General features: G+C 64.8%; 23 protein-coding genes. 10 read left to right on the top strand and 13 right to left on the bottom strand.

The features are described 5' to 3' along the window. Nucleotides 1-1,842: acyl-CoA dehydrogenase C-terminal domain-containing protein (locus tag Q8S60_RS09040; protein ID WP_305668483.1), on the top strand; the 1,842-nt coding region annotated here is incomplete at its 5' end. Nucleotides 1,843-2,224: 382 nt separating this feature from the next. Then, a complete protein-coding gene (locus tag Q8S60_RS09035) occupies nucleotides 2,225-2,992 on the top strand; it encodes an SDR family oxidoreductase (protein WP_305274881.1) in 768 nt (255 codons plus the stop codon). A gap of 164 nt (nucleotides 2,993-3,156) precedes the next feature. Here the strand turns inward: Q8S60_RS09035 and Q8S60_RS09030 are convergent, their stop codons facing one another. The 4 genes from Q8S60_RS09030 to Q8S60_RS09015 all read right to left on the bottom strand — a co-directional run bounded on the left by Q8S60_RS09030 (nucleotide 3,157) and on the right by Q8S60_RS09015 (nucleotide 7,287). Beyond that, nucleotides 3,157-4,260 (bottom strand): alpha/beta fold hydrolase, encoded by a 1,104-nt coding sequence (locus tag Q8S60_RS09030; RefSeq protein ID WP_305274882.1) that lies wholly within the window; start codon nucleotides 4,258-4,260, stop codon nucleotides 3,157-3,159. 282 nt (nucleotides 4,261-4,542) lie between these two features. Continuing rightward, a complete protein-coding gene (locus Q8S60_RS09025) occupies nucleotides 4,543-5,259 on the bottom strand; it encodes a type 1 glutamine amidotransferase domain-containing protein (protein ID WP_305274883.1) in 717 nt (238 codons plus the stop codon). A gap of 209 nt (nucleotides 5,260-5,468) precedes the next feature. Next, nucleotides 5,469-6,374: an alpha/beta fold hydrolase gene (locus Q8S60_RS09020; RefSeq protein ID WP_305274884.1), complete on the bottom strand. Its 906-nt coding sequence runs from the start codon at nucleotides 6,372-6,374 to the stop codon at nucleotides 5,469-5,471. A gap of 4 nt (nucleotides 6,375-6,378) precedes the next feature. Beyond that, on the bottom strand, nucleotides 6,379-7,287 hold the full coding sequence (locus tag Q8S60_RS09015) for an alpha/beta fold hydrolase (RefSeq protein WP_305274885.1): 909 nt from the start codon (nucleotides 7,285-7,287) through the stop codon (nucleotides 6,379-6,381). 147 nt (nucleotides 7,288-7,434) lie between these two features. Here Q8S60_RS09015 and Q8S60_RS09010 point away from each other — a divergent pair, with 147 nt between their 5' ends. The 4 genes from Q8S60_RS09010 (at nucleotide 7,435) to Q8S60_RS08995 (ending at nucleotide 12,551) form a co-directional block, all read left to right on the top strand. Then, entirely contained in the window at nucleotides 7,435-8,085 is a 651-nt protein-coding gene (locus tag Q8S60_RS09010; RefSeq protein ID WP_305274886.1) for a 2-hydroxychromene-2-carboxylate isomerase, read from the top strand. A gap of 80 nt (nucleotides 8,086-8,165) precedes the next feature. After that, the gene (locus tag Q8S60_RS09005) at nucleotides 8,166-9,908 is read left to right on the top strand and encodes a glycerol-3-phosphate dehydrogenase/oxidase (protein ID WP_305274887.1); all 1,743 of its coding nucleotides are present in this window, start codon (nucleotides 8,166-8,168) and stop codon (nucleotides 9,906-9,908) included. Then, on the top strand, nucleotides 9,905-10,855 hold the full coding sequence (locus tag Q8S60_RS09000) for a diacylglycerol kinase family protein (protein WP_305274888.1): 951 nt from the start codon (nucleotides 9,905-9,907) through the stop codon (nucleotides 10,853-10,855). The genes Q8S60_RS09005 and Q8S60_RS09000 overlap by 4 nt, the downstream gene beginning before the upstream one ends. Nucleotides 10,856-10,880: 25 nt before the next feature. Next, a complete protein-coding gene (locus Q8S60_RS08995; RefSeq protein ID WP_305274889.1) occupies nucleotides 10,881-12,551 on the top strand; it encodes an FAD-binding oxidoreductase in 1,671 nt (556 codons plus the stop codon). Between the two features lie 75 nt (nucleotides 12,552-12,626). Here Q8S60_RS08995 and Q8S60_RS08990 read toward each other — a convergent pair whose 3' ends face one another. Further along, nucleotides 12,627-14,279, bottom strand: a complete 1,653-nt coding sequence (locus Q8S60_RS08990; protein ID WP_305274890.1) for a SulP family inorganic anion transporter — start codon at nucleotides 14,277-14,279, stop codon at nucleotides 12,627-12,629. A gap of 59 nt (nucleotides 14,280-14,338) precedes the next feature. Beyond that, a complete protein-coding gene (locus tag Q8S60_RS08985; protein WP_305274891.1) occupies nucleotides 14,339-15,925 on the bottom strand; it encodes an AMP-binding protein in 1,587 nt (528 codons plus the stop codon). 127 nt (nucleotides 15,926-16,052) lie between these two features. Between Q8S60_RS08985 and Q8S60_RS08980 the strand changes: the two genes are divergently transcribed. Next, entirely contained in the window at nucleotides 16,053-16,832 is a 780-nt protein-coding gene (locus Q8S60_RS08980) for a TIGR01458 family HAD-type hydrolase (protein ID WP_305274892.1), read from the top strand. Here Q8S60_RS08980 and Q8S60_RS08975 read toward each other — a convergent pair. The 5 genes from Q8S60_RS08975 to Q8S60_RS08955 all read right to left on the bottom strand — a co-directional run bounded on the left by Q8S60_RS08975 (nucleotide 16,829) and on the right by Q8S60_RS08955 (nucleotide 21,190). Further along, entirely contained in the window at nucleotides 16,829-17,770 is a 942-nt protein-coding gene (locus Q8S60_RS08975) for an alpha/beta hydrolase (protein WP_305274893.1), read from the bottom strand. The two genes, Q8S60_RS08980 and Q8S60_RS08975, sit on opposite strands and share 4 nt — an antisense overlap. Before the next feature lie 90 nt (nucleotides 17,771-17,860). Next, nucleotides 17,861-18,067, bottom strand: a complete 207-nt coding sequence (locus Q8S60_RS08970) for a hypothetical protein (RefSeq protein ID WP_305274894.1) — start codon at nucleotides 18,065-18,067, stop codon at nucleotides 17,861-17,863. 188 nt (nucleotides 18,068-18,255) lie between these two features. Next, nucleotides 18,256-18,984 (bottom strand): SDR family NAD(P)-dependent oxidoreductase, encoded by a 729-nt coding sequence (locus tag Q8S60_RS08965; RefSeq protein ID WP_305274895.1) that lies wholly within the window; start codon nucleotides 18,982-18,984, stop codon nucleotides 18,256-18,258. A gap of 79 nt (nucleotides 18,985-19,063) precedes the next feature. Then, nucleotides 19,064-19,612 carry a DUF924 family protein gene (locus tag Q8S60_RS08960; protein WP_305274896.1) on the bottom strand — a complete coding sequence of 183 codons (549 nt, stop codon included), beginning with the start codon at nucleotides 19,610-19,612 and terminating at the stop codon, nucleotides 19,064-19,066. 6 nt (nucleotides 19,613-19,618) lie between these two features. Beyond that, nucleotides 19,619-21,190 (bottom strand): fatty acid--CoA ligase, encoded by a 1,572-nt coding sequence (locus Q8S60_RS08955; RefSeq protein WP_305274897.1) that lies wholly within the window; start codon nucleotides 21,188-21,190, stop codon nucleotides 19,619-19,621. A 206-nt stretch (nucleotides 21,191-21,396) separates the two neighbouring features. Between Q8S60_RS08955 and Q8S60_RS08950 the strand changes: the two genes are divergently transcribed. From Q8S60_RS08950 to Q8S60_RS08940, 3 genes are read left to right on the top strand one after another with little or no spacing between them, the layout of a single operon-like run. Further along, nucleotides 21,397-21,948, top strand: a complete 552-nt coding sequence (locus Q8S60_RS08950) for a carboxymuconolactone decarboxylase family protein (protein WP_305274898.1) — start codon at nucleotides 21,397-21,399, stop codon at nucleotides 21,946-21,948. Between the two features lie 4 nt (nucleotides 21,949-21,952). Beyond that, nucleotides 21,953-22,516, top strand: a complete 564-nt coding sequence (locus Q8S60_RS08945) for a carboxymuconolactone decarboxylase family protein (protein ID WP_305274899.1) — start codon at nucleotides 21,953-21,955, stop codon at nucleotides 22,514-22,516. Next, nucleotides 22,513-23,352: an SDR family NAD(P)-dependent oxidoreductase gene (locus Q8S60_RS08940; RefSeq protein ID WP_305274900.1), complete on the top strand. Its 840-nt coding sequence runs from the start codon at nucleotides 22,513-22,515 to the stop codon at nucleotides 23,350-23,352. Before Q8S60_RS08945 ends, Q8S60_RS08940 begins: the two co-directional genes overlap by 4 nt. A 4-nt stretch (nucleotides 23,353-23,356) precedes the next feature. On the opposite strand, the gene Q8S60_RS08935 is transcribed toward Q8S60_RS08940, so the two are convergent. Together Q8S60_RS08935 and Q8S60_RS08930 are read right to left on the bottom strand one after the other, a co-directional pair. Continuing rightward, nucleotides 23,357-24,496 carry a sulfotransferase gene (locus tag Q8S60_RS08935; RefSeq protein ID WP_305274901.1) on the bottom strand — a complete coding sequence of 380 codons (1,140 nt, stop codon included), beginning with the start codon at nucleotides 24,494-24,496 and terminating at the stop codon, nucleotides 23,357-23,359. After that, nucleotides 24,493-25,197 (bottom strand): hypothetical protein, encoded by a 705-nt coding sequence (locus tag Q8S60_RS08930; protein ID WP_305274902.1) that lies wholly within the window; start codon nucleotides 25,195-25,197, stop codon nucleotides 24,493-24,495. Before Q8S60_RS08930 ends, Q8S60_RS08935 begins: the two co-directional genes overlap by 4 nt. Nucleotides 25,198-25,205: the final 8 nt, after the last annotated feature.

Raw genomic sequence — 25,205 nt, 5'->3', positions numbered from 1 at the left:
TACAAGGCCCCTGTGGAAGATTTCCTGTTCCTGTTCCACGAGCTTCTGCAAATCGACAAGCGGAGCGACGTGCCGGGCTTCGGCGACCTGACGCCGGACATGACGAGCGCGATCCTCGAAGGCGGCGCGAAATTCTGCGAGGAGGTTCTGCAGCCGCTGAACCAGGTGGGCGACGAGCATGGCTGCGTGCTCGAAAACGGCGTCGTGCGCACGCCGCCCGGCTTCAAGGAAGCCTTCCAGAAATATTGCGAGGACGGCTGGAACCGGCTCGGCGCGCCGGAAGCGGCCGGCGGCGCGGGGCTGCCCTCCGTCATCACCTTCGCCTTCACCGAAATGGGCATGTCGTCGAACCAGGCCTTCTCGATGTATCCCGGCCTGACCACGGCCGCCTATTCCGCACTCTGGGCGACGGGCGAACCCTGGATGCGCGAGCATGTGGCGAAGAAGATGATCTCCGGCGAATGGACCGGCACCATGTGCCTGACCGAGCCCCACTGCGGCACCGACCTGAAGCTGATGAAGACGAAGGCCGTGGAGCAGGAAGACGGCACCTACCGCCTCTCCGGCACGAAGATCTTCATCTCCGGCGGCGACCACGACATGACGGACAACATCATCCACATGGTGATCGCGAAGATTCCGGGCGAGGACGGCAAGCTGGCCAACGATCTCTCGACCGTGAACTTCTTCATGGTGCCGAAGATGCTCGTGGACAAGGAGACGGGCGAGATCACCGGACGCAACGGCGTCTCCTGCGGCTCCATCGAAAAGAAGATGGGCATCAAGGGGAACGCGACCGCGGTGCTGAACTTCGACGACGCGGTGGCCTATCGCCTCGGCGGCGCGCCGAAGGAGAAGAAGACCGAGACCGGCGAAGTGAAGAAGTCGAAATCGGCGGGCATGGCCGGCATGTTCGGCATGATGAACGGCGCGCGCATGGGCGTCGGCATCCAGGGCATCGCCATCGGCGAGGTGGCCTACCAGAACGGCGTGACCTACGCGAATGAGCGCCTGGCAGGCCGCGCGCTGACCGGCGCGAAGAACCCGGACGGACCGGCCGACCCCATCATGGTGTTCCCGGATGTGCGGCGCCTGCTGATCTCGTCGCGCAGCTTCGTGGAAGGCGCGCGCGCCCTCGCCATGTATGTCTCGATGCTGTTCTCGCTGCAGATTTTCGGCAAGGACGAGAAGGAGCGCGAGGAAGCGGCCGACATGGCGCAGCTGATGACGCCGATCATCAAGGCATTCTTCACGGATCGCGGCTTCCAGGCGGCGAACGATTCGATGCAGGTTTTCGGCGGGCACGGCTATGTGCGCGACCACGGCATGGAGCAGTTCGTGCGCGACGCGCGCATCAACCAGGTTTACGAGGGCGCGAACGGCATCCAGGCGCTCGACCTCGTGGGCCGCAAGATGACGGCGAAGGGCGGGCGCGCCACCATGACCTTCTTCGCGAAGATCGAGGAGTTCATCAAGGCGAACGAAAACGACGCCGATATGAAGCCCTTCGTGGAACCGCTCCGCGCCGGCTACAAGCGGCTCGGCGAGGCGGCGGGCTGGCTGATGGAGAACGCGCCGAAGAACTACGACAATGCGGGCGCGGCCTCCTACGACCTCTTGAACATTTTCGGCACGGTGGCGCTCGGCTGGATGTGGGCGCAGATGGCGAAGGTGTCGCTCGCGAAGCTGAAGGCCGGCGAAGGCAACAAGGCGTTCTACGAGCGCAAGCTCACGCTGGCGCGCTACTGGATGGAACGCGAAATGCCGATGACGGCCGCCTGGGTCGAACGCGCGAAGCAGGGTGCCGACGGGCTGATGGAGCTCGACGCGGCGGCCTTCTGAGGCTTTCCGATTTGATGCAGGAAGGGCGCTTCGCGAGAGGCGCCCTTTTTGTTTTGGGGGCTTCTCCTCTCCGTTGTCATCCACAGCCCCAACCAAACCCCAAATTGTCATCCCGGCGAAGGCCGGGACCCAAGCCACGTTGAGTTTTATTTCGAAGAAGAGGACGGGGTGCGGCGTCGATGCCAGGCACAATCGCTCTTGCTGAGGGAACCAATGGGTCCCGGCCTTCGCCGGGATGACATTTATGTTTTTGGCGAGCGCCGGGATGACACTTATGTTTTTGGCGAGTGCATGGGTGACAAATTCATTTCGGCCATTTGCCCATTTCCCCTGCGTCCGCTAGCTTCCCGGCCATCGAAAATTCCATCAGGGGAACGCCCAAATGAAAAATCTGTTCAGCGTCGCGGGCAAGACCGTGCTCATCACCGGCGGCTCGCGCGGCATCGGCGAGATGATCGCGACCGGCTTCGTGGAGAACGGCGCCAAGGTCTATATCACCGCGCGGAAAGCCCAGGCCTGCAACGAACTGGCGGAAGAACTGTCGAAGAAGGGCACCTGCATTTCGCTGCCCTTCGACCTCGGCACGCAGGAAGGGATCGCCGGCATCGCGGCGGAACTCGGCAAGCGCGAGCCGAAGCTCGACGTGCTCATCAACAATGCGGGCGCGGCCTGGGGCGAGCCGATCGACGAATATTCGGAGAGCGGCTGGGACAAGGTGCAGAACATCAACCTCAAGGGCGTGTTCTTCCTGACGCAGAAGATGCTGCCGCTGCTCAGGAAATCCGCGAGCGCCGACAATCCGGCCCGCGTCATCAACACGGCGAGCGTCAACGGCATCGAGCCGCCGGACCTCGAGACCTATGCCTATTCCTCGTCCAAGGCCGGCGTCATCATGCTGACGCGGCATCTGGCGAAGCGGCTCGCGCGCGAGCACATCCTCGTCAATGCCATCGCGCCCGGACCCTTCCCGAGCCAGATGATGAAGGCGACTCTGGAAACCTTCGGCGACGCGATCAAGGCGGGCAATCCGCTCGGCCGCATCGGCACGCCGGAAGACGCGGCCGGCGTCGCGATCTTCCTCGCCTCGCGGGCAAGTGCCTATACGACCGGCGCGACCATTCCGGTGGACGGCGGCTCGGCGGAGGTTTGAGACTTTAGTGGTACGACCCTCAACAACACCTGTCACCCCCGGGCTTGACCCGGGGGTCCAGGGAGCGAGCCAAGGCAGCCAATAGAGAAAGGGTCTTGCGAAGAGAGACGCCGCCGATGCGGCTACTGGATTGCCGGGTCAAGCCCGGCAATGACACTGATATTTTAGTTCCACAAATTCCGCACACGCCGCCACCACGACGCCACGCGGAGCTTCAGCCGCAGGAAGAACGGTGCGGGGGGCGGCGGGGTGGCTTCGGGGAGGACGAGTTCGGCGGGCTCCGCCGGCGGTACGGTGAGGGCGGGCGCGGGTTCGATAGGCGCCTCGGGTGCGGCGGGCATCGGGGCCGTTGCCGCTTCCGCCACGACGGTCTTCACGCCCGTCGCGCGGACCGCCGCCGCGACAATCGCGTCCGCAATGGTGCCGATGAGTGCCAGCGGCATGTCGTGGCCCATGCCCTCGACGATGCGAAGCTCCGCCTCCGGAATGTTCTCCGCCGTGTCGACACCCGCCGCGACCGGCACCAGCGGATCGTCGGCGCCGTGCAGCACGACGGCGGGCGCGCGGATGGTGCGGAGTTTCGGGCGGCGGTCGCCATCTGTCATCACGGCGGCCATCTGGCGCACCACGCCCGCCGGATAATAGGCGCGCGTCGCATCGCGCATCACCCAGTCGCGCAGCGTCACCTCGTCGGTCGGAAAGCCGGGACTGCCGATGGTCTCGTAGGTCTTCACGCCGCGCGCGACGATGGCATCCGTGTCATGCGCGGCGGGCGACGGCGAGAGGAAGAGGCTGTAGACGCGGGGCTTCGCGGGCGGCAGAACCGGATTGCCGGACGAGGACATGATCGAGGTGAGGGAAAGCGTGCGCTCGGGATATTCGGCGGCGACGTGCTGCGCGACCATGCCGCCCATCGAAGCGCCGGCGATATGCGCCTTTTCGATGCCGAGCGCATCGAGCAACCCGACGGCATCCGCGGCCATGTCGGAGAGCGAATAGGCGACGAAGGCGGGCTTGCCGGACATGAGCGAGAAGAGAGCGTCGGACCAGACGAAGGCGCGGTCGCGCTCGATGCGGGAGGAAAGGCCGACATCGCGATTGTCGAAGCGGATGACGCGGTAGCCGCGCGCGACGAGATCGTCGCACAGCTCGACCGGCCATTGGGTGAGCTGGGCGCCGAGGCCCATGATGAGGAGGATGGTTTCATGCTCTTCGGAGCCGAAACTCTCATATTCGAGTTCGATCCCGTTGGCTGCGGCTTTCGGCATTCAGACTCACGCTCGTTTGCCTCCTCCCGCAGTAATATGGTGCGGTGCAGCATGAAATGGAAGGGGCTTCGTCTGCCCCTTTTTCCACCCTCCCCCTGTGGGAGGGTCGACAATTTGCGTAGCAAATTTCGGGGAGGGGTAAGCGAGAGAAAGCGGCGCATAACCGGAAGTCCTCCCTTTGCCGAAAACGGAGAACCCCTCCCCAAACGGCTTGCAGCCGTTTGACCCTCCCGCAGGGGGAGGGTGGGAAGAGGGTTCAACGCTCGTGCTCTCCCCGCCTTGTTACTCCGCCGCCTGCTGCCTGAGCGCGTGGAGGGCCATCAGGATGCCGTGGCCGACGCCTTCGGCGGAAGCCGGGTTCTGACCAGTGACGACGCGGCCTTCGCGGCAGACATGACGCTCGAAGGGCTTGCCGCCGTCGAAGCGCGCGCCGAGGCCACGAAGCTGCGTTTCGAGCAGGAAGGGCACGGCCTTGTCCTTGCCGGCCTTCTTCTCTTCCTCGTCGGTGAAGGAATTGATGAGGCGGTCCTTCACGAAGGGCGTGCCGTCGGACAGACGCGCGCCGAGAAGACCGGCGGGTCCGTGGCAGACCGCGCCGACGACGCCGCCCTTCTCGTAGACTTCCGAGATGAGGCGCGAGAGCGCGTCGTTATCCGGCATGTCCCACATGCAGCCATGACCGCCGGGGAGATAGACCGCGTCGAAATCCTTCGCCTTCAATTCGGCGACGGGGACAGTGTGCTGCAGCGCCTTCACGGCTTTCGGATCTTTCAGGAAACGGCGCACGGAGGCCGGCCGCTTCTCTTCATCGTCCGGCAAACTCGACGGATCGGCAGGCGGCTCGCCGCCCTGGATGGACCCGAGCGTAACCTCACAGCCATCGTCGAGAAATTCATAGTAAGGCGTCGTCATTTCCTCGTAATGGAAGCCGGTATCGTCGCCGGTATCGCCGAGCTTCCCGTGGGAGGTGACGACGATTGCTATCCGTTGCTTCGCCATCTCGCTCTCCTTTCTGACTATGGAAAGCGCCTCGCGGCCGCGCCGCAAAGCGCCAGCCCCCCGTGAGGAGTGAGATAGGTTTTGCGCGCAGCGAGAAAAGCGGGGATGCGGCATTGCGTGCATGTTTCGCATAATGCCCTCACACTTCCCACCCTCCCCCAAGGGGAGGGTGGAAGAAAGAAGGAGAAAGGCTCTTTCTTCTTCGCGCCCTACTCCGCCGCCGCCTTTTGCTCCGCCGCACGGGCATGCGCCGCGATGAGGTCGACATATTGGGCGCAGAGTTCGACCGGCAGGTCGTGGCCCATGCCGTCGATGGAGACGAGCTTCGCACCCGGCACCGACTTCGCCGTGTCCTCGCCGCCCGCATGGGGCACCAGCGGATCGGCGCGGCCATGCACGACAAGGAAGGGCACGCGGACCTTGCCCAGCTCCGCGACGCGGCTGCCGTCGCCCATGATGGCGGCATATTGGCGGATGCCGCCTTCGGGGTAATACATGTGGTCGTATTCCCGCGCGACGAAGGCGTAGAGGTCTTCCTCCGACTTTGGATAGGCGGGGCTCTGATAGACGCGGCGCCCCTTCATGCGGTGACGGATCACGTCCTCGCGTTCTTCCGACGGCGGCATGGCCTGCAACGCCTTCATCGCGTCGTCGCTCGCCTTGGGCAGGTCGGGATTGCCGGTGGAGGACATGATGGAAGTGACGGAGAGGAGACGCTCCGGGTGGTGGATCGCCATGCGCTGCACGATCATGCCGCCCATGGAAATGCCCATCACATGCGCCTTGCCGATGCCGAGCGCATCGAGCACGCCGATGCCGTCCGCCGCCATGTCGGCAAGCGTATAGGGCATTTGCGGCACGCGGCCCTCGCGCACCGCCGCGACGACATCGGCGATTTTCGGCAGGCCGGAGAATTTCTCCGACTTGCCGACATCGCGGTTGTCGTAGCGGATGATGCGGAAGCCACGTTCCCGCAAGCCCTCCATCAGTTCGTCCGGCCAGCTCATCATGGTCGAGGTGTAGCCGTTGACGAAAAGGATCGGCGTGCCGTCCGCGGGCCCGCGATCCTCGCAATTGATGGAGATGCCGTTCGCCTTCACGAGTTTCTGGGTCATGGGATCAATCCGCCGCCCGCGAGACGCCGGACGCGCGCTTCGCCGCCGCTTCGATGGCGTCCGCGAAGGTTTCGACCAGCGCCAGCGGGAAATCGTGGCCCATGCCGGGGATGACGCGAAGCTCCGCACCAGGAATATTCGCCGCCGTGTCCCTGCCGCCCTCGACGGGCACCAGCGGATCGTCCGCGCCGTGCAGCACGACGGCGGGCACATCGAGCTTCTTCAGCTTCTCGCGGCGGTCGCCATTGGCGACGATGGCGGCCATCTGGCGGGCGACGCCGACGGGATAGAGCGAGCGGTTGACGTCGCGCGTGACCCACTGGCGGAGCGTCGCGTCGTCCGTCTTGTAGCCGGGGCTGCCGATGGTGTTCCAGGCGAGCATGCCGCGCTCGATGGCGGCCGGAATGTCGCCTTCCGGGGCGGGCGTCATCAGCACGGCCATGGCCTCGGGCTTGCCCTGGGGGAGCGCCGGATTGCCGGTGGTGGACATGATGGAGGTGAGCGAGAGGGCGCGCTCCGGATGATTGGTCGCGACGAGCTGCGCGATCATGCCACCCATCGAGGCGCCGGCGATATGCGCCTGCTTGACGCCCAGCGCATCGAGAAGGCCGACGGCGTCCTTCGCCATCTCGTCCAGCGCATAGGGCGCGGTCGCGGTCTTGCCGGACATCAGCGCGCCGAAGATCGCCGCCATGTCGGGCATGCCGAGATCGTCGAACTTGTGCGACAGGCCGACATCGCGATTGTCATAACGGACGACGCGGTAGCCGCGCGTGACGAGTTCCTCGCAAAGCTCGGTCGGCCACATGGTGAGCTGCGCGCCGAGGCCCATGATGAGCAGGACCGTCTCGCGATCCTCCGGGCCGAAGCTTTCATATTCGAGCGTGATGCCGTTCGCTTTTGCCTGCGGCATGGGCGGTCCTCCTCTGTGACGGATTTCTTTTGCTTTGGTGAAAATCTAACAGCACCCTTGCGCCGGGCGCATCCCAAACGATACTAATGAAGATCATTAAATCCTGCCCGGAGAGGCAGGGAAAGCGTTTTCCGGGGGAAGCCAATCATGACGCTCGAATACGATCTCTTCTGGTCGTTCCGCTCGCCCTATTCCTATCTCGTGACGCCGCGCCTGATGGAGTTCGAACGCGACTACGACGTGAGATGCAATGTGCGGCCGGTCTATCCGATCGCGGTGAGGATCGAGGGCTTCTTCAAGCAGGTGAACCCGATGTGGCCGCCCTACCTGCTGAAGGACACGGTGCGGATCGCGCAAATGGAGGGGCTGCCTTACGCCTGGCCCTCGCCCGACCCCATCGTGATGGACATGAAATCCGGCGAGGTGCCGAAAGAGCAGCCCTATATCCACCGGCTGACGCGGGCCGGCGTCGTGGCGGCGGAACGGGGCAAAGGCCTCGCCTTCCTGAAGGAGATCAGCGCGGTGATCTTCGGCGGCGTGAGGAACTGGCACGAAGGCGGCCATTTGAAGGAAGCGGCTGCGCGCGCGGGCCTCGACATGGCCGAACTCGACGCGACGGCGGAGAAGGACAAGGACCGTCTCGAAGCCGCGATTGCCGCCAACGAGGCAGCTCAGAAGGCGGCGGGACATTGGGGCGTGCCGCTGATGGTGTTCGAGGGCGAACCCTTTTTCGGCCAGGACCGCTTCAGCCATCTCAAATGGCGGATGGAACAGAAGGGGCTGAAGAAGCGGGGCTGACCTTGCGCCGGGCGCTGGACCCACGTCGCCGCTACGGCTAGCCTCCGGGCTCACAAGAACGGGACCGGACGGATTTGAGAATGCAGCGCGACCTCCACGCCATGAGCGCCACGGACTACGACCTCGTGATCGTCGGAGGCGGCATCACGGGTGCAAGCACCGCCTGGGACGCGGCGCTGCGGGGCTTGAAGGTGGCGCTGCTGGAGAAGGACGATTTCGCCCATGCGACGACGTCCGGCTCCTCGAAGCTGGTGCATGGCGGGCTTCGCTATCTCGTCAACGGCGAATTGAAGCTGGTGCGGGAATCGCTCCGTGAACGCCGCATCTGGGAGAATGTCGCGCCGCATATGGTGCATCCGCTCCCCTTCGTGCTGCCGACCTATGGCTGGGGCATGAAGGGGCCGCTCGTGCTCGGCATCGGGCTTGCGCTTTACGACCTCCTTTCCTTCGACCGCAACTGGCTGTCCGACGACGACAAGAAGCTGCCCGGATTCCGGCGCATCTCGAAGGGAAAGGCGCTCGACCTGATGCCCTCGCTCCGCCGCGAGAACCTGACCGGCGCGATGATCTATTACGACTGCCAGATGTTCGCACCGGAGCGCCTCTGCCTCGAATGCATCGAGGGCGCGGTGGAACAGGGCGCCGATGTCGCGAATTATGCGGAAGTGACGGGCTTCGAGACGGAAGCGGCGATGGGGCGCGGCGTGCGCATCACCGGCGTCCATGTCGCCGACCGGATGACCGGCGAGAGCGTGACCGTGCGCGGCCGCGTGATCGTGAACGCGGCGGGGCCCTGGGCCGACAAGACCATGGCGATGGCCGACGAGACGCCGGCGCGCCGCCTGATCCGCTCCAAAGGCATCCACATCATCACGCGCGACATTTCCGGCGAGAACGCGCTGGCGATCCAGTCCAGTATCGGCGGGCACTTCTTCGTGATCCCGTGGCGCGGCCGCACCATCATCGGCACGACGGACACCGTGTTCGAGGACGACCCGGACGAGCTTGGCGTGACGGAAAAGGACATCACGGACTTCCTCGCCGTGGTGAATGACGGGCTGCCGGGGCTGAACCTGAAACGAGAGGACGTGATCCACTTCTATGCCGGCATCCGCCCGCTGGTCGACACGACGCCGCAGGAAGTGCCGGGCGTCGAGATTGGCGAGAGTGCCCAAGAAGCTGAAAAGAAGGCGGAGAAGAAGGACAGCTACAATGCGAGCCGCGCGGCGGAGGTCTACGACCACGGCGCCGAAGAGGCGATCGACGGATTGATCTCGGCCATCGGCGGCAAGTGGACGACCTCGCGCCACCTCGCCGAACAGGTGGTGGACCTCGCGCTGAAGAAGCTCGGCCGAAGCGCAAAATGCGAAACCCACTGCACGCCGGTTTATGGCGGCGATATCGCGCGTCTCAAGACCTATGTGACGCGGGCGCAGAAGCGCCATGCATATCTGGCGGCGGACGTGGTGGAGAACCTCGTCAATTTCTACGGCAGCCGCATCGACGAAGTGCTGGCGACGGCGGATGAACGGCAGGGCGAGCGCGAGACGTTGCTGCGCCGGCTGGGGCCGGAGAACGCCACGATCGGCGTGCAGGTGGTGCATGCCGTGCGCCACGAAATGGCGCTGCATCTCGAAGACGTGGTCTTCCGCCGCACGGGGCTCGGCACGGCGGGACATCCCGGTGTCGACGTGATCGGCCAGGCGGCCGAACTGATGCGCCGCGAACTCGGCTGGGACGAGACGCAGCTCGCGCGCGAGATCGCGGAGACGACGCGGCAATTCGATACCATGCCGGGCGCCCGCAGGGAGGCAGCCGAATGACGCCGCATGTCGCCGCCATCGTGAACCCGCGCTCGGGCGGCGGCCGCACGGGCCGCGCCTGGCGGGTGATTTCCGAGACGCTGGAAAAAGAACTGGGGCCGGTGCGCGCGCATTTCACCGCCTCGCCCTCGACGCCGCATTTCCTGCCCGCGGCGGAACTGACGCGCAAGGCACTGAAGGACGGCGCGCAGCTCGTGATCGCGGTGGGCGGCGACGGCACGATCAGCGAAGTCGTGAATGGCTTTTTCGAGAACGGCGTGCAGATCAACCCGGACGCACATCTGGCGATCCTGAACGCAGGCACGGGCGGCGACTTCCGCCGCACCTTCGACCTGCCGGAAGACGCCGCCGACTGCGTGAAACATATTGCGAGCGGCAAGACGCGGCGCATCGACATCGGCCGCCTCACCTTCGTGGCCGAGGACGGGCAGGAGACGGACCGCTATTTCGACAATATCGCGAGCTTCGGCCTCTCGGGCGAAACGGTGCGCGCGGTCAACAGTGCGACCTGGCAAAAATCGCTCGGCGGCAACTTCACGTTTTTCTGGGCGACGCTGATGACGGCCTTTCGCCACAAGACAAGACCCGTGCGCATCGTGACCGATACGGGCTTCGACAAGACGCTGAATATCGGGCTCGCCGCCGTCGCCAATGGCCGCTATTTCGGCAGCGGCATCAAGATGGCGCCGGATGCGGAGCCGGATGATGGATTATTCGATCTCGTCGTGATGCGCGACCTCACCTTCATGGACCTGCTGACCGGCACCGGCTCAATGAAGGAAGGCACGCATATCGCGGGCGAAAAAGTCTCGACCGCGCGCGCGACATGGGTGACGGCGACGCCGCTTGGGCCGGACCCTGTATTGCTCGATGTCGACGGCGAGGGGCCGGGCCGCCTTCCCGCCCGCTTCGAAATCCTTCCCGGCGCGATCACGCTCCGGTGCTGACAAAAAGAGATCGGGAGAAACGACCATGACGATCGACCGCACCACATTGCGCTGGAACGGCTGGGGCCCGGTGCGGCAGGAAAATCCGCTGCCGGGCGACGCACCGCAATGGCACTGGATCGAGGAAACGTTGGGGCTTTCGCGCCTGCCCTCGACGCCCGCGGTGGCGCTCCACGACATCCGCCTGCCGCAAGGACGGCTCAGCAACGAGACGCTGACCAAGCTGCGCGGCATCGTCGGCGACAACCAGCTTCGCACCGACGATTACGAGCGCGCCTTCCACGCGCGCGGCAAGAGCTATCACGACCTGCTCTACGTGCGCGCGGGCAAGCTCGACATGGCGCCGGACGCGGTCGTCTATCCGCGCAGCGCCGACGAGGTTCTCGCTGTCGTGCAGCTTTGCGCGGACCAGGATATCGCCCTCATTCCCTATGGCGGCGGCTCCTCCGTCGTCGGCGGCATCAACGCCATGGCGAAGTCGCTCGGCGGCGCCGTCGTGACGCTCGATACGACTCTGATGACGCGCGTCGTGCAGATCGACAAGGTGTCGATGACGGCACGGATCGAGGCGGGCATCTACGGACCCGCGCTGGAAGAGCAGTTGCAGAACCACGGCGTGACGCTCGGCCATTATCCGCAGAGCTTCCAGTATTCGACACTGGGCGGCTGGATCGCCGCGCGCGGCGCGGGCCAGCAGTCGAATCGCTACGGCAAGGCGGAGAAATGGCTCGTCTCGGCGAAGCTCGCAACGCCGAAAGGCTTCTGGACGACGGAGGCGACGCCGGCTTCCGCCGCCGGACCGAACCTCAACCAGCTTGTGGCAGGTTCGGAAGGCACGCTCGGCGTCATCTGCGAGGCGGTGGTGAAAATCCACGACCTGCCGGAGCGGAAGGACTATCGCGGCTATCTCTTCAAGAGTTTCCAGGCGGGCGTCGACGCGGCGCGGCGCATCAACCATGCGGAAATTCCGGTGGCGATGGTGCGTCTCTCCGATGCGCCCGAGACCTATTTCTTCCAGACTTTTTCAGCGACGAACACGGGCGGGTTGAAAGCGAAACTGCAACGCGCCTATCTGAAAATGAAGGGCTTCGACAACGCGCCCTGCCTGATGCTGATCGGGCACGAGGGCGACAAGGACACGGTGGTCTGGGCGCAGGAGCAGACGGAGGAAATCTGCAAGCGGCAAGGCGCGCTCGCGCTCGGCACCGGGCCCGGCAAGCGCTGGTATCACGGCCGCTTCAACTCGCCCGCCGTGCGCGACCCGATGATGGACCGGGGGCTCGGCATCGACACGCTCGAAACCTCCACGCGCTGGTCCAACATGGCGAAGCTGCACGAGAAGATCGTCGAGGCGATCGACACCGCGATGGCGGCGAACATGCCGGAGCAGAACGCGCGCGGCATCGTGATGGCGCATCTGAGCCACTCCTATCCCGACGGCGCGAGCCTCTATTTCACCTTCATCTTCCCGCGCCAGCTCGACCGCGAAGTGACGCAGTGGCAGGCGATCAAGCGCGCGGCCTCGGACGCGATCGTCATGAACGGCGGCACGATCACGCATCACCACGGCGTCGGCGCGGACCACGCGCCATGGCTCGCCGAGGAGAAGGGGCCGGTCGGCATGTCGATCCTGAAAGCGACGAAGCGCGAGATCGACCCGAAGGGCGTGATGAACCCGGGGAAGCTGCTGGGGTAGTCTTCCCCATCGCTCAAACTTCAAAACAAAAGTGTCACCCCGGCGAAAGCCGGGGTGACACTGTTTTTTACTGCCCTACCCCTCCGCCACCATCTTCTTCGACATCTCGATCGCAGAGGCGAAATCCGGGACGCGGGTGACGCGGGCGAGCACGCCCATGTCCGCCAGCACGCGGGCGGGCTGCGGCTGGAGGGCGGTGACGATGACTTTCGTGCCGTTGCGCTCGCAGCGGTCGATCATGGTCTGGAGCGCGGTGACGCCGGTGGCGTCGATGATGGGCACGGCGCGCATGCGGATGATGAGGACTTTCGGCGTGGCGCCGATGCGGTCCAGCGTCTCGCCGAGGCGCATGGCGACGCCGAAGAAGAAGGGACCGCGAATGAGACTGGCGGCGACGCCCTCCGGCAGTTCGTATTCCTGCATGGGCACGAAATCGCGCGGTGCGCTGTCGCTCACATCCTCGTCGATCAGATGGAGATGCGACTGAACCTCGACCGCTTCCGACATGCGGTGCATGAAAAGGAAAGCGGCAAGGACCACGCCGACCTCGATGGCGACGGTGAGATCGACCAGCACGGTGAGCGCGAAGGTAATGAGAAGCACGGCGCGGTCGCCGACCGGCGCCTTCATCATGTGGCGGAACTTGTCGATCTCGCTCATGTTCCACGCAACCACCAGCAGCACGGCGGCAAGCGCGGCGAGCGGGATGTAGGTCGCGAGCGGCCAGGCGACGAGCATGAAACAGAGGATGAAGACGGCATGGAGCATGCCGGCGATGGGGCCGCGCGCGCCGGCGCGAATATTCGTCGCGGTGCGCGCGATGGCGCCGGTGGCGGGAAGACCGCCGACGGCGGCGGAGGCGCAATTGGCGATCCCCTGCGCGACCAGCTCGCTGTTCGAGCGATGGCGGCGGCCGGTCATGCTGTCGGCGACCATGGCGGAAAGAAGCGACTCGACGCCCGCGAGGAAGGCGATGGTGAAAGCGCTCGGGAACAGCGCAACGAGGCGCTGCATCGTGAATTCCGGGAAATCGGGGAACGCGAAGGAAGGCTCGAGGCCGGTGAAGCGCGTGCCGATCGTGTCGGTTGGAAGCTGGAAGAGCCAGACGAGCGCGGCGGCGAGCACGACGGCGATGAGAAAGCCCGGCCAGTTGGGCCGGTGGCCGCGCAGGAAGACGATGAGGCCGAGCGACCCGAGCGCGACGGCGACCGTCTGCGGCGCGATGCCGGGGAGCGCCGTGCCGAGCGCCAATACCTTCTCGATGAATTCCGCCGGCTCATGGTCGAGCGTGAGGCCGAGGAAATCCTTGATCTGGCTGGTCGCAATGATGACGGCGATGCCGGCCGTAAAGCCGGTGACCACGGGCTCGGGGATATATTTGATGAAGGTGCCGACGCGCAAGGCGCCCGCGCCGATGAGCATGATGCCTGCCATGGCGCTGGCAATGACGAGACCGTCATAGCCGTGGACCGCGATGACGTTGAAGACGACGACGACGAAGGCGCCTGTCGGCCCGCCGATCTGGAAGCGGCTGCCGCCGAAGGCGGAGATCAGAAAGCCGGCGACGACCGCCGTGATGAGCCCCTTGTCCGGCGTGGTGCCGCTGGCGATGGCGAGCGCCATGGAAAGCGGCAGGGCGACGATGGCGACGGTGAGGCCCGCGATGAAATCGGCGCGGAAATCCCCGAAGCGATACCCTTCGCGGAGCACGGTGACGAGCTTCGGCACGAAGAGGTCCGAAGGTGAACTCTTGTCGCTTCCGGCCAGTTGCTTGTCCCCCGCTCGGATCAGCCCTCCTCGACGAGACGCCGCAGTTCAGCCTTGGCGATCTTCTCGAGCGTCGAGCGCGGCAGCGCGTCGACAATCCGAATCTCGCGCGGACGCTTGAAATCCGCAAGGCCCTTGGTACAAGCTGCGTCGATCTGCGCGGCAATATCCTTCGGCGCCGCCGCCTCGCCGCCCGGCACCAGCACGAAAACCACCGGCACTTCGTCCAGCATCGGGTCGCGCTTCGCCACCACCGCGCATTCCTGGATGCCCGGGACGGTCATCACGACGCGCTCGATCTCGGAGGCGGCGACATTCTCGCCGCCGACCTTCAGCATGTCCTTGTCGCGGTCGGCAAATGAGATGAAGCCGTCCTCGCCCAGCGTCACGCGGTCGCCGGTGATGAAGTAGCCTTGCTCATCGAAGCTCTTCGCGGTGGCTTCCGGATTGTTCAGATATTCCTTGAAGAGCGAGAGGCCGGGCACGCCCCGCACCAGAAGCTCGCCCGTTTCGCCGGGATCGACGGGCGTGCCGTCCTCGCGCAGGATCGCGATTTCATAGGAGGTGGCAGGCTTGCCGATCGACATGGGCCGGTTCGGCAGGTGGATGTCGCCGACGATGCCATGCGTGATCGTTTCCGTCATGCCCCACCAGCCGATGGTCTTGATGCCGAAATAGTCGTCGGTGGGCGGCGCGGAAATGCCGTTGCCCCAATAGCGGTAGCTGTGCGACTTCGGCTTCTCCTGCCCCATCAGCGCACGGACGCAGAAGGGCACCATGGAGGTCCAGGTGCAGCCGTGGCGTTGCGAAACGCTCCAGAAGCGCGAGGCCGAGAAGCGCGGCTGCAGCACGATGGTGGCGCCGACCCAGAGCGCGGCCAGCACCGAATAGGACTGCGCATTGGTATGGAAGAGCGGCAGATAGGTGAGATGCACGTCGGAGGCGCGCAGATCCTCGTGCATGGCGCAAAGCTTGGCACCCCAGAGCGCGTTCGCATGCGTCCAGACGACGCCCTTGGGCCGCGAGGTGGTGCCGGATGTGTATTGCACACCGACGGCGAGCATCGGATCCGGCGCACGCAGCGGCACATCCGCCGCGTCGCCGTAAAGCGCGGTAAAGCTTTCGGATTTCGCGGGACGGGTCGTCTCTTTCGGCGCGGCGCCGTTATCCGTCTCGGTGACAGCGAGCCATTTGATGCGCTTGCAGGAGGCGGCGACGAGGCCGGCGAAAGCGGGCTGCGTGATCGCACCGACGACTTCGGCATGGTCGCTGAAATAGATCAGGTCGTCCTCGACGGAGCGGGCATTGGTGGTGACGGCGACGGCACCGAGATGGGCGCAGGCGTACCAGGCGATGAGGCTTTCGGGGCAATTGTCGAGATGGATGAGAACGCGCTCGCCCGTCTTCACGCCGCGCTTCTTCAGCCCCGCCGAGACCTGCGCCACCTCATGCGCGAAGGCGCGGTAGCTCCATGTCTTCGCGGCGCCCTCAAAGGGCTCCCAGATCAGGAACGGGTGATCCGGCCGCGCCGCGACATGGACGGCCAGCAGATGCGGCACATCGAAATTCGAGAACGGATGAACGAGCGGCGAGCGGAGCGCAGGCATGTTTCTCTCCCCATGTTGTTCCCAGTCCTATAGCGCATGCTTGTGCGCGGTTCCATTCCCGCTCTAGAGTTCTGACCGGGAGTACAGTTCGGGGAGGGAGCGCAACGCAGCAAAGCGAGGTTCGCGCATGGCTCCGGAGCCGAAACCGCTTGGGAAAATCGGGGGATTGCTGCTCGATGTGGGCGGCGTTCTCTATCAGGGAAGCGAGGCGCTGCCCGGCGCCGTGGAGGCGGTACGTCGCCTGCGCGAGCGCAAAATGCGCTTCCGGCTCCTCACCAACACGACGCGGACGACAAGAGCCGGGCTGGCGAAACGGCTGGCGGAGATGGGCTTCGAGGTGAGCGAGGGCGACATCGTGACGCCAGCGAGCCTTGCGGCATCGGTACTTGAGCGCGACGGCGCGAGGGCGCATCTCCTCGTTCACCCGGACCTGCTGCCCGACTGCCCGCCGGAAGCGGCGGAACCGAACGCGGTCCTGATCGGCGATGCGGGCGAGCATTTCACCTTCGAACGGATGAACCGGGCCTTCCGCATACTGATCGAGGGCGGCCGCCTCTACGCGCTCGGCCGCAACCGTTTCTTTCGCGCGGCCGACGGCTTCGAGCTCGATGCCGGGCCTTTCGTCGCCGCGCTCGAATATGCGGCGGAAGTGGAAGCGACGCTGATCGGCAAACCCGCGCGGGATTTCTTCCGGACCGCCGCGGCGGAGATGGGTCTTGCGCCGGAAAACGTGCTGATGGCGGGCGACGATTTCGAAAGCGACGTCGAAGGCGCGCTTGCCGCAGGGTTGCAGGCGGCCCTGGTCAAGACCGGCAAATATCGCGACGGCGACGGGCTGAAAGCAAAAAGAGGCGGCGCACATGTCGCCGCCTCTCTGGACGAATTCGTGGATGAACTGCTCGCCTAGGCCAGTGCTTCCTTCAGCGCCTTGGCGGCTGCCTTCACCGCGTCGCGCGCGACGTCGAGAGCGCCCTGCAGGTTGAAGAAGCCGTGGATCATGCCTTCGTAATTGACATATTCGACTTCGACGCCCGCCTTCTTGAGCGCCTCGGCATAGGCCTTGCCCTCGTCGCGCAATACGTCGAAACCGGCGGTGACGACGTAGGCCGGCGGCAGGCCCGCAAGTGCCGGCGCGCGGAGCGGCGCGGCGAACGGGTCGGCAGGATCGGCGCCGGCATTGACGACATAGTGGTTCCAGAACCAGTCCATGCCGTCGGCTTCGAGAAAGTAGCCTTCCGCGAAATCCTTGTAGGACTGCGTGCCGCGCGGCGCGTCGGTGACGGGATAGATGAGAAGCTGGAAGGCGATCTGCGGGCTCTTCTCCGCCTTGGCGCGGAGGCTGACGGCGGCAGCAAGATTGCCGCCCGCACTGTCACCCGCGACCGCGATGCGGTTCGGATCGATGCCGATTTCGGAGGAATTGGCTTCCACCCATTTGACGGCGGCATAGGCGTCGTCGAAAGCGGCGGGAAACGGATGCTCGGGCGCGAGGCGGTAATGGACCGCGATCACCTTGCAGCCGGCCTCGTTGGCGAGCGTGCGGCAGAGCGCGTCATGCGTGTCGAGATCGCCGATGACCCAGCCGCCGCCATGATAGTAGACGAGTGCCGGGCAGGTGCCGCCGGCGGCGACGGGCGTGTAGATGCGGACGGGGATGTCGCCTGCCGGGCCCGGTATCGTCCGATCCTCGGTCTTGCCGATCGGAACGCCCTGCAGGTCGAGCATGTTGGCCATCGCGCGATACATTTCGCGCCCGCCGGCGGGCGGCAGATCGATCAGCCGCGGCGCATCGGGATCGGCGCCGAGCATATCGAGCAGTGCTTTCGCCTGTGGATCGAGTGACATGTCAGGTGGCCCTCCCCGGCTCTATTTTCTTGGAGGACCCTTTTAGCCGCCGGGCCTAGGCCCCGCCAAGCGGCAAGTTTCGGCGGAGATTCAGTGGAGAACTTCGCCTTCGCGGCTGCGGCGGCCCTCGACCATGTCCAGAACGACGCTGCGCAGCATCCGCCAGGCATCGGCGCGCATGTTCTCGCCGATCTGCTCGAGTTCGCAGACCGCCGTATCCGCATAGGAGAGCGCCTTGCGGCCATGCGTATCGACCATATAGGCGGCCAGCAGGTTGATTTCGCGGTCGGTAATCATCGGCGTCTCCGGGTGAGCAATGTGTCCGGAACAACCGATTGCAACCGCCGGACCAAGGGGCCGGAGAGGAGAAATACTATTGTGAATCAACAGTTTAATGAATGGCCGGCGATCCGGCCCTCAAGCCCTGCGGCAAGGATTACCGGAACGGAAACGCCGTCACCGGCCAAATTTGCCGCCTTCTCGCCCTACCAGGGCTCGGCATGGGTGCGGACATCGATCTCGAAGCTCCACGCGGAGCGCTTCTGGCGGTGGAGCTGGATGTAGATGTCGGCGATGCCGTCGAGGTCGATGAGCCGGCCTTCCTGCTCCCGCTGCGCCGCATATTGCGGCACCATGGTGTGGAGCTTCTCGCCCGCGATGCCGCCATCGATGACGACATGGCCGACATGGAGGCCGAGCGGTCCGAATTCCTTGGCGGCGCTCTGCGCGAAGGTGCGCAAGCCTCCCTTGGCGGCGGAGAAGGCGGCGAAGCCTTCCTTGCCCCGCATGCTGGAGGACGCGCCGGTGAAGAGGAGCGTGCCCTCGCCGCGCGGCGCCATGTGATCGGACGCCTCGCGCGCGAAAAGGAAGGCGCCATAGGTGCAGACGCGCCAGCAGCGCTCGAAATAGTCGGCCGCCATGCCGGACACCTTGCCCGGCATGTTGTTGCCCGCATTGTAGATGGCGAGCGCGACGGGGCCGGTCTTCTCGGCACAGTTCCAAAGATCGATCACCTGCGCTTCATCGGTCACGTCGCAGACAATGGCCGTAGCCGCGCCGCCTTCCGCCCGGATTGCTTGCGCGACCGCTTCGAGCTTCTCGAGCGTGCGCCCCGCGACGAAGACATGAAGCTCCTCCCCCGCGGCCTTGCGCGAAAGAACCGCGCCAAGCCCTCTATGCGGGCCGACACCCGCCACGATCGCCGTCGCCACCATATCCAAAGCCTCCCGCTGGATTCGAACTGGAGGAGATATGGGTGAGTTCCAATAAGAGACCAAGAGGAAAAGTGAACCCCTAGCCGGCGAAGCCACCTTCGTCGAGGAACCCTTGCTCTTCCGGCGTCGTCTCGCGACCCAGGATCGCATTGCGGTGGGGGAAGCGGCCGAAGCGGCGGACAATGTCGCGGTGCTCGATGGCGAACTTCATCGTCTCGGGATCGTCGAGGCGTTCGCTGAAATAGACGAGACCGCGCTCCTGCGCCGCAAGGTCTTCGGCATGCATGAAGGGCATGTAGAACCATTTGCGCGCCATTGCCGGCGTCTCGACATCGAAGCGGCGGCGGATGGCTTCCTCCGCCAGCGCCAGCGCCTTGGGGTCCTGAAGGAAGGCGTGGTGATCGCCCCGGTAGAGATTGCGCGAAAACTGGTCGAGCACGAGGATCAGCGCGAGCGCGCCTTGCGCATCGCCCATCCATTCATCGAAACGCCCTTCGGCGGCGGCGCGATGCGCCTCGCCGAAGCGGCGCTTGATGTCGGCGTCGAAGACATCGTTCTTCGCGAACCATTTTTCAGGGCCCGCGCCGAACCAGAAATCGAGAACCTCGCGGGGACGGATGCCGGACATCGGGTCTCAGTTCACCATCCGCGCGCGGCCTTCCCAGAAGGGAGCCCGCAATTCGCGGCGGAGAATCTTGCCGGACGGATTGCGCGGCAGCGCCTGGATGAAGTCGACCGACTTGGGCACCTTGTAGCTGGCGATGCGCGTCTTTGCGAAGGCGATGATTTCTTCCGGTGTCGCCTGCTCGCCGGGCTTCAGCACGACGATGGCTTTCACGGCCTCGCCCCACTTCTCGTCCGGTACGCCGATGACGGCGGCATCCGCAATGGCGGCGTGACCGAACAGCGCGTTCTCGACTTCGGCCGGATAGATGTTTTCGCCGCCCGACACGATCATGTCCTTCACACGGTCATGGATGAAGAGATAGCCGTCGGTATCGAAGAAACCAGCATCGCCGGTATAGAACCAGCCGTCGCGGATCGCATCCGCCGTCGCCTCGGCGCGGTTCCAGTAGCCCTTCATGATGGAGCCGCCGCGAATGACGATCTCGCCGACCTCGCCGACAAGCACGTCGCCACCCTTCTCGTCCACGACACGGATTTCCATGCCGGGGTTGGGGACGCCGCAGGAGCGAAGCTTGCCCCTGGCCGGGTCATGCGCTTCAGGCGGCAGGTTGGTCGCGCCGCCGGCGGTTTCCGTGAGGCCGTAGACCTGCACGAAATCGGCGCCCGCGAAAGTGGCCTGCGCGCGGCGCAGCACGTCCTCCGCGATGGGCGACGCGCCGTAGAGGATCTGGCGGATGCTGGAGACATCGGTCTTCGCCAGGTTGGGCTGCTGCAGCAGGAAGAGGATGACCGCCGGTACCATGAAGGCGATGCTGAGCTTCTCGCTCTCCATGAGCTTCAGGATCACCTGCGGATCGACATCCTTGAGGATGATGTTGCGGCAGCCATGAAGATTGCCGAGCAATCCGATATTGACGCCGGCGACATGGAACAGCGGCATGCAGACGAGCACGACATCGTCCGGCTGCCAGTTGGCCCAGCCTGCCTTCGTGCCCTGATGGAAGATCGAGATGTAGTTTTCATTGGTGAGCTGCACGCCTTTCGGGTGGCCGGTGGTGCCGCTCGTATAGAGCTGGATCACATCATCGTCCGGCGCGGCGGGAAGCATCGGGTCTTCCGCCTTGGCGGCATCGCGCCAGTCGTCGAAGGAGGTCCAGTCGTTGCGGCCGCCATCGAGCGCGATCACCTTGCGCACCGTCGGGCATTCCGCCAGCACCTTCTCCACGATGTCGTAGAACTCGGCGCCGACGAAAAGGATTTCGGTCCCGGAATCGTTGAGCACATAGGCGACTTCCGGCGGCGCGAGGCGCCAGTTGATGCCGACGACCACGGCCTTGGCCTTGAAGGCGCCGTAGAGCATCTCGAAATAGCGGTCCGAGCCCTTGCCCATGAAACCGATACGCGCATCCGGCTTGCAGCCATCGGCGATCAGTGCCTGGGCAACCTGGCTGGCGCGGCGGTCAAGCTCGCCATAGCTCGTCTCGCGGCCCTCGAAGACCTGCGCAATGGCATCCGGCCTTGCCGCGGCCTGCGCGCGCGTGATGTCGGCAACGCATTTCACTCGTTCGGCATCGAACATTTCCGGTCCTCCCCATTTGACCCGTTTCGTCGCTCGCGGCCCTTTCCGGGTCCTCTTGCGCGCCAGTGTAGCCAGCCTTGCGGGCGGGGCAAGCGGAGCCGGGGCCTGCACACATATTGTTGAAGTCGGCTTGCCGCTGGACGCAACGTTCCCGCCCGCTAGACTGCCTGCAAACAGAACCGCCATACAGGGAAGGAACGACAGAGATGGCCCGCATCCCCTATTTCGATCCGGCTAACGCGACCGGCCGCGCCAAGGACGTCTACGAGAAACTGCCCAACCTCAATATCTTCCGGATGCTCGGCCATTCCGGCGACATGATCGACGGCTTCATCAAGCTCGGAAACGCGATCCTGATTCACAGCGAACTCGATCCCGTTCTCCGGGAAATCGCCATCGTGCGCGTAGGGGTACTCAAGGGCGCCTCTTACGAGGTCTATCAGCATGAGGCGATCTCGCGGAAGCTCGGCATGTCCGAGGAACTCATCAAGGCGATCCACGAAGGCCCGGACGCGAAGATATTCGACGAGACACAACGCCAGGTGATGCGTTTCACCGACGATGTGGTGAAGAACACACGCGCGTCCGACGCGACCTTCAATCCGCTTGCCGAGAAGCTCGGCTACAAGCAGCTTCAGGAACTCGTCATCACGATCGGCTTCTACACCACCGCCTGCTACTTCCTCGAAACCTTCGATGTCGATATCGAGGATGCGGGACACAAATCCGGCGTGAAGCTGCCGGGCATGCGGGACTGATCCGATGGCCCGCATTCCCTATCCCGATCCCGCCTCGCTGCCGCCGGAAAATCGCGCGTTGCGCGAAACCCTGCCGCAACTGAACATATTCAGGATGCTCTCTGGCGCGGGTACGTCGTTCCCGGCCTTCATGAAGCTCATCAACGCCTATCTGAACGACGGCGTACTCAACCCGGAATTGCGCGAACTCGTGATCCTGCGTGTCGGACACCTTTGCGGCTCGTCCTACGAAGTGCATCAGCACAAGCGCGTCTCGCGCATGCTGGGGATGACCGCGGAACGGATCGAGGCGGCGTCGGGAAAACTGCCCTCGCCGCTGTTCAACGAGACGGAAAACGCCGTGCTCACCTTTACGGACGACCAGGTGGCGAATGTGAAGGCCGACGCAACGCTCTTCGCCGCCGCCCACCGGCACCTCGGCGATGCGGGAATGCAGGAACTCGTCATCGTCGTCGGCATCTATCTCCTCGTCTGCCGCTATCTCGAAACTTTCGAAATCGAAATCGAGGAAGAGGACATACCGACAAGCGGGCTCGACGAAATAAAAAGGAGCATGGGAACGCCATGACCGAAAAGCAGGGCTATGTCCGGCCGCTTCCGGCGGAATCGGAGGGCCGCGCGCCTGGACGGGGACGGCTTCAGGGCCGCCGCATCCTCGTGGTGGGCGGCGGCCAGCGCGTGCTCGACGCCGCGAGCGACCCCGTGGGCAACGGCCGCGCAATGTCGCTGCTGTTCGCGCGCGAAGGAGCGGAAGTCGCCGTGGCGGACATGAACCTGCCATCCGCGAAGGAGACGGTGGCGCAGATTGCGAATGAAGGCGGCAAGGCAAGCGCCATCGAGGCCGACATCTCGAAGCCGGGCGACATCGAGCGCATGGTCGCGGAAGCCGAAAAGGCGCTCGGCGGGCTCGACGGTCTGGTGCTGAATGTCGGCATCGGCGTCGGCGGGCTCGGCCTCGAAGGCGCGACGCCGGAAGATTGGGACAAGGTGCTCGCCGTCAACCTGCGCGGGCCCATGCTCTGCTGCAAGGCGGCGCTGCCGCGGCTCGCGGACGGTTCGCCCGTGGTCTTCATCTCGTCGATCGCGGGACTGATCGCGGGCTCGCGGCTGCCCGCCTATGACGCGTCGAAAGCGGCGCTTGGAGGATTGATGCGCCATGTGGCGCTCGAGGGATCGCGGCGCGGCATCCGCGCGAATATCGTCGCGCCCGGCCTTGTGGACACCCCGCTCGGCCGCGTGGCGACACAGGGCCGCCCCTCGCGCGGACGCACACCCGTACCGTTCGGACGGCAGGCGACCGGATGGGAGATTGCCTATGCGGCTCTCTTCCTCGTCTCCGACGAAAGCGTCTATGTGACTGCTCAGACGCTCGCCGTCGACAGCGGGCTCACCGGTATTTCCTGAGCGGTCAGGAGGCCGCGCGATAACCGAAGCAGCGCGCAACATTCGCGGTACGGTCGCGGATCGCGTGCAGCTCATCCGGCCCGAAATGCGGCTTGTAGTATTCGGGCGGACGGAGACGCATCCGGGCGCGCTCGACGATGTCGGGAGAAGAGTCGAGCCGGCAATGCTCGATGACCCGCTTCATGACGGTGCCCGGCGTTTCGCAAAGATCCTCATAGCGAACGACCAGCACGGCTTCGGCAAGCGCCGGATTGGCCTCGAAGCGTTCCGCGAGATAGCCATAGACTTCCGCCCATTGCAGCGCCCAGCCTTCGGCCTCCTTGCCTTCGGCCCAGAGTTCCGCGATCTCCGCCACCACGCCTTCGTTCCCGCAATTGATGGGCACGCGGTCGAGCCCGAATTCGAAATGCCCGGCCCGCGCCAGATGCGCACGCGCCTCCGGATGTTCGACCTCGCCCTGCACGAACAGACGATGCTGCTTCATCAGCGAGGCGATATGCCAGACCGGGCCGCGAATGGGCACCACGAAACGCGCATCGGGAAAGAGTTTCAGGAGATAGTCGAGCCGCGTCGTGTTGTAGTTGGCCTTGGCGAGATAACGCTCGCCTCCGCGCACGAAGAGCAGCTTCCTTATATGCGCCCGCAGAAAATCCTCGAACTCCGGGTGAGCCGCGTCGTCCGAGAAAGTCTCGTCCCAGACGCGCTTGTGGAGATGCGGAAAGAAATTCATCCAGATCGGCTCCTCGAACGCCTCCGGGCTTTCGGAAGTGACGTAGATACCGTCCTTGTGTGCGCGCTCGGAGGGCCGGTCCTCCTTGAAAGGCATGTAGTCGACCAGCTTGTTCCAGAGGATCGGTGTGAAGAGCGGCGGGAAATCCCGGTAGCGCTGCGTTGCGACCTGCGGGTGCTCCGCCAGAAGTTCGAGCAGGACGGTGCTACCGCTGCGCGCAAGGCCGCTGACCCAGACGGGCGAGGTCACCGGAATATCGTCGAACCTGTCCTCGAAGAGCCGCGTCTCGATTTTCGCCAGCGATTGCATCAGCCGGGGCCGCTCGTAAAGGAGGCGGCCTACGACATCCATCCAGGGACTGACGGCGAATTTGTCGGTCGGCGCCGGGGCGGCGGACGAGGTTTCCATGGTCATGCGATTTTCCCCACTTTCTTGATGATGAGCGAGAAGGCGACAAGCAGCGTGAAGAAGAGAACTTCCCAGCCCCTGAGCCATGACGGACCGAAGGGCAGCACCTCGACGGCGGGGAGCGAGAGTTCGATCCGTTCGACGGGGCCGGCCTCCGGCAAATATCCGGCAGGGTTGCCGATCAACGCATTCCACCAGTGCCGCTTTTCGACGACGGGAACCGGCCTGGCCAATGGCACGTCGGAGACGATCTCGCCATCGGCAGCGCGCACGACGACACGGCGCTCCATCATGCGGGCGTCGAAGGCGCCGGGCCGGGCCTCCGCCGTTACGGCCTCGCCTTCCTGCGGAAAACGATAGCCGTAGTCGTTGGATATCCAGACGAGAAGCGCCAGAACGGGAAGCGACGCCGCGACCGCCGGCGGCAAGGCGAGCCAGAGCCGTTTGCCGGCCGTGCGAAAGACGCGCGATATGAGCGGCCATGCGCCGTCGAACTCACCGTCATAGGCGTTGAGTTCGCGCCGGGCGGCAAGTGCGGCCGCTTCCGTTTCGACGAGTTTTTTCTGCGGCGACAATATCTTGTAGAGCCACATCGACAGCAGCGATGCGACGAGCGCCCAGACGACAAGCCGGAACGCCGGCGGCAGTGGCGCCAGCGGCATGTCGAGCAGACGGAACAGCGGTGAAGGCAGATCGAAAAAACCCATCCCGCTAC

The sequence above is a fragment of the Parvibaculum sp. genome, assembly GCF_030694575.1.
GTDB lineage: Bacteria > Pseudomonadota > Alphaproteobacteria > Parvibaculales > Parvibaculaceae > Parvibaculum.
The sequence above is the reverse complement of the archived record's forward strand: the minus strand, read 5'-3'. Positions and strand labels throughout refer to the sequence as shown.

Excerpts from the sequence above, each read along its gene's own strand:
- Q8S60_RS09035 (WP_305274881.1), top strand. The coding sequence starts at position 2,225 with ATGAAAAATCTGTTCAGCGTCGCGGGCAAGACCGTGCTCATCACCGGC.
- Q8S60_RS09030 (WP_305274882.1), bottom strand. The coding sequence starts at position 4,260 with ATGCCGAAAGCCGCAGCCAACGGGATCGAACTCGAATATGAGAGTTTC.
- Q8S60_RS09025 (WP_305274883.1), bottom strand. The coding sequence starts at position 5,259 with ATGGCGAAGCAACGGATAGCAATCGTCGTCACCTCCCACGGGAAGCTC.
- Q8S60_RS09020 (WP_305274884.1), bottom strand. The coding sequence starts at position 6,374 with ATGACCCAGAAACTCGTGAAGGCGAACGGCATCTCCATCAATTGCGAG.
- Q8S60_RS09015 (WP_305274885.1), bottom strand. The coding sequence starts at position 7,287 with ATGCCGCAGGCAAAAGCGAACGGCATCACGCTCGAATATGAAAGCTTC.
- Q8S60_RS09010 (WP_305274886.1), top strand. The coding sequence starts at position 7,435 with ATGACGCTCGAATACGATCTCTTCTGGTCGTTCCGCTCGCCCTATTCC.
- Q8S60_RS09005 (WP_305274887.1), top strand. The coding sequence starts at position 8,166 with ATGCAGCGCGACCTCCACGCCATGAGCGCCACGGACTACGACCTCGTG.
- Q8S60_RS09000 (WP_305274888.1), top strand. The coding sequence starts at position 9,905 with ATGACGCCGCATGTCGCCGCCATCGTGAACCCGCGCTCGGGCGGCGGC.
- Q8S60_RS08995 (WP_305274889.1), top strand. The coding sequence starts at position 10,881 with ATGACGATCGACCGCACCACATTGCGCTGGAACGGCTGGGGCCCGGTG.
- Q8S60_RS08985 (WP_305274891.1), bottom strand. The coding sequence starts at position 15,925 with ATGCCTGCGCTCCGCTCGCCGCTCGTTCATCCGTTCTCGAATTTCGAT.
- Q8S60_RS08980 (WP_305274892.1), top strand. The coding sequence starts at position 16,053 with ATGGCTCCGGAGCCGAAACCGCTTGGGAAAATCGGGGGATTGCTGCTC.
- Q8S60_RS08975 (WP_305274893.1), bottom strand. The coding sequence starts at position 17,770 with ATGTCACTCGATCCACAGGCGAAAGCACTGCTCGATATGCTCGGCGCC.
- Q8S60_RS08970 (WP_305274894.1), bottom strand. The coding sequence starts at position 18,067 with ATGATTACCGACCGCGAAATCAACCTGCTGGCCGCCTATATGGTCGAT.
- Q8S60_RS08965 (WP_305274895.1), bottom strand. The coding sequence starts at position 18,984 with ATGGTGGCGACGGCGATCGTGGCGGGTGTCGGCCCGCATAGAGGGCTT.
- Q8S60_RS08960 (WP_305274896.1), bottom strand. The coding sequence starts at position 19,612 with ATGTCCGGCATCCGTCCCCGCGAGGTTCTCGATTTCTGGTTCGGCGCG.
- Q8S60_RS08955 (WP_305274897.1), bottom strand. The coding sequence starts at position 21,190 with ATGTTCGATGCCGAACGAGTGAAATGCGTTGCCGACATCACGCGCGCG.
- Q8S60_RS08950 (WP_305274898.1), top strand. The coding sequence starts at position 21,397 with ATGGCCCGCATCCCCTATTTCGATCCGGCTAACGCGACCGGCCGCGCC.
- Q8S60_RS08945 (WP_305274899.1), top strand. The coding sequence starts at position 21,953 with ATGGCCCGCATTCCCTATCCCGATCCCGCCTCGCTGCCGCCGGAAAAT.
- Q8S60_RS08940 (WP_305274900.1), top strand. The coding sequence starts at position 22,513 with ATGACCGAAAAGCAGGGCTATGTCCGGCCGCTTCCGGCGGAATCGGAG.
- Q8S60_RS08935 (WP_305274901.1), bottom strand. The coding sequence starts at position 24,496 with ATGACCATGGAAACCTCGTCCGCCGCCCCGGCGCCGACCGACAAATTC.
- Q8S60_RS08930 (WP_305274902.1), bottom strand. The coding sequence starts at position 25,197 with ATGGGTTTTTTCGATCTGCCTTCACCGCTGTTCCGTCTGCTCGACATG.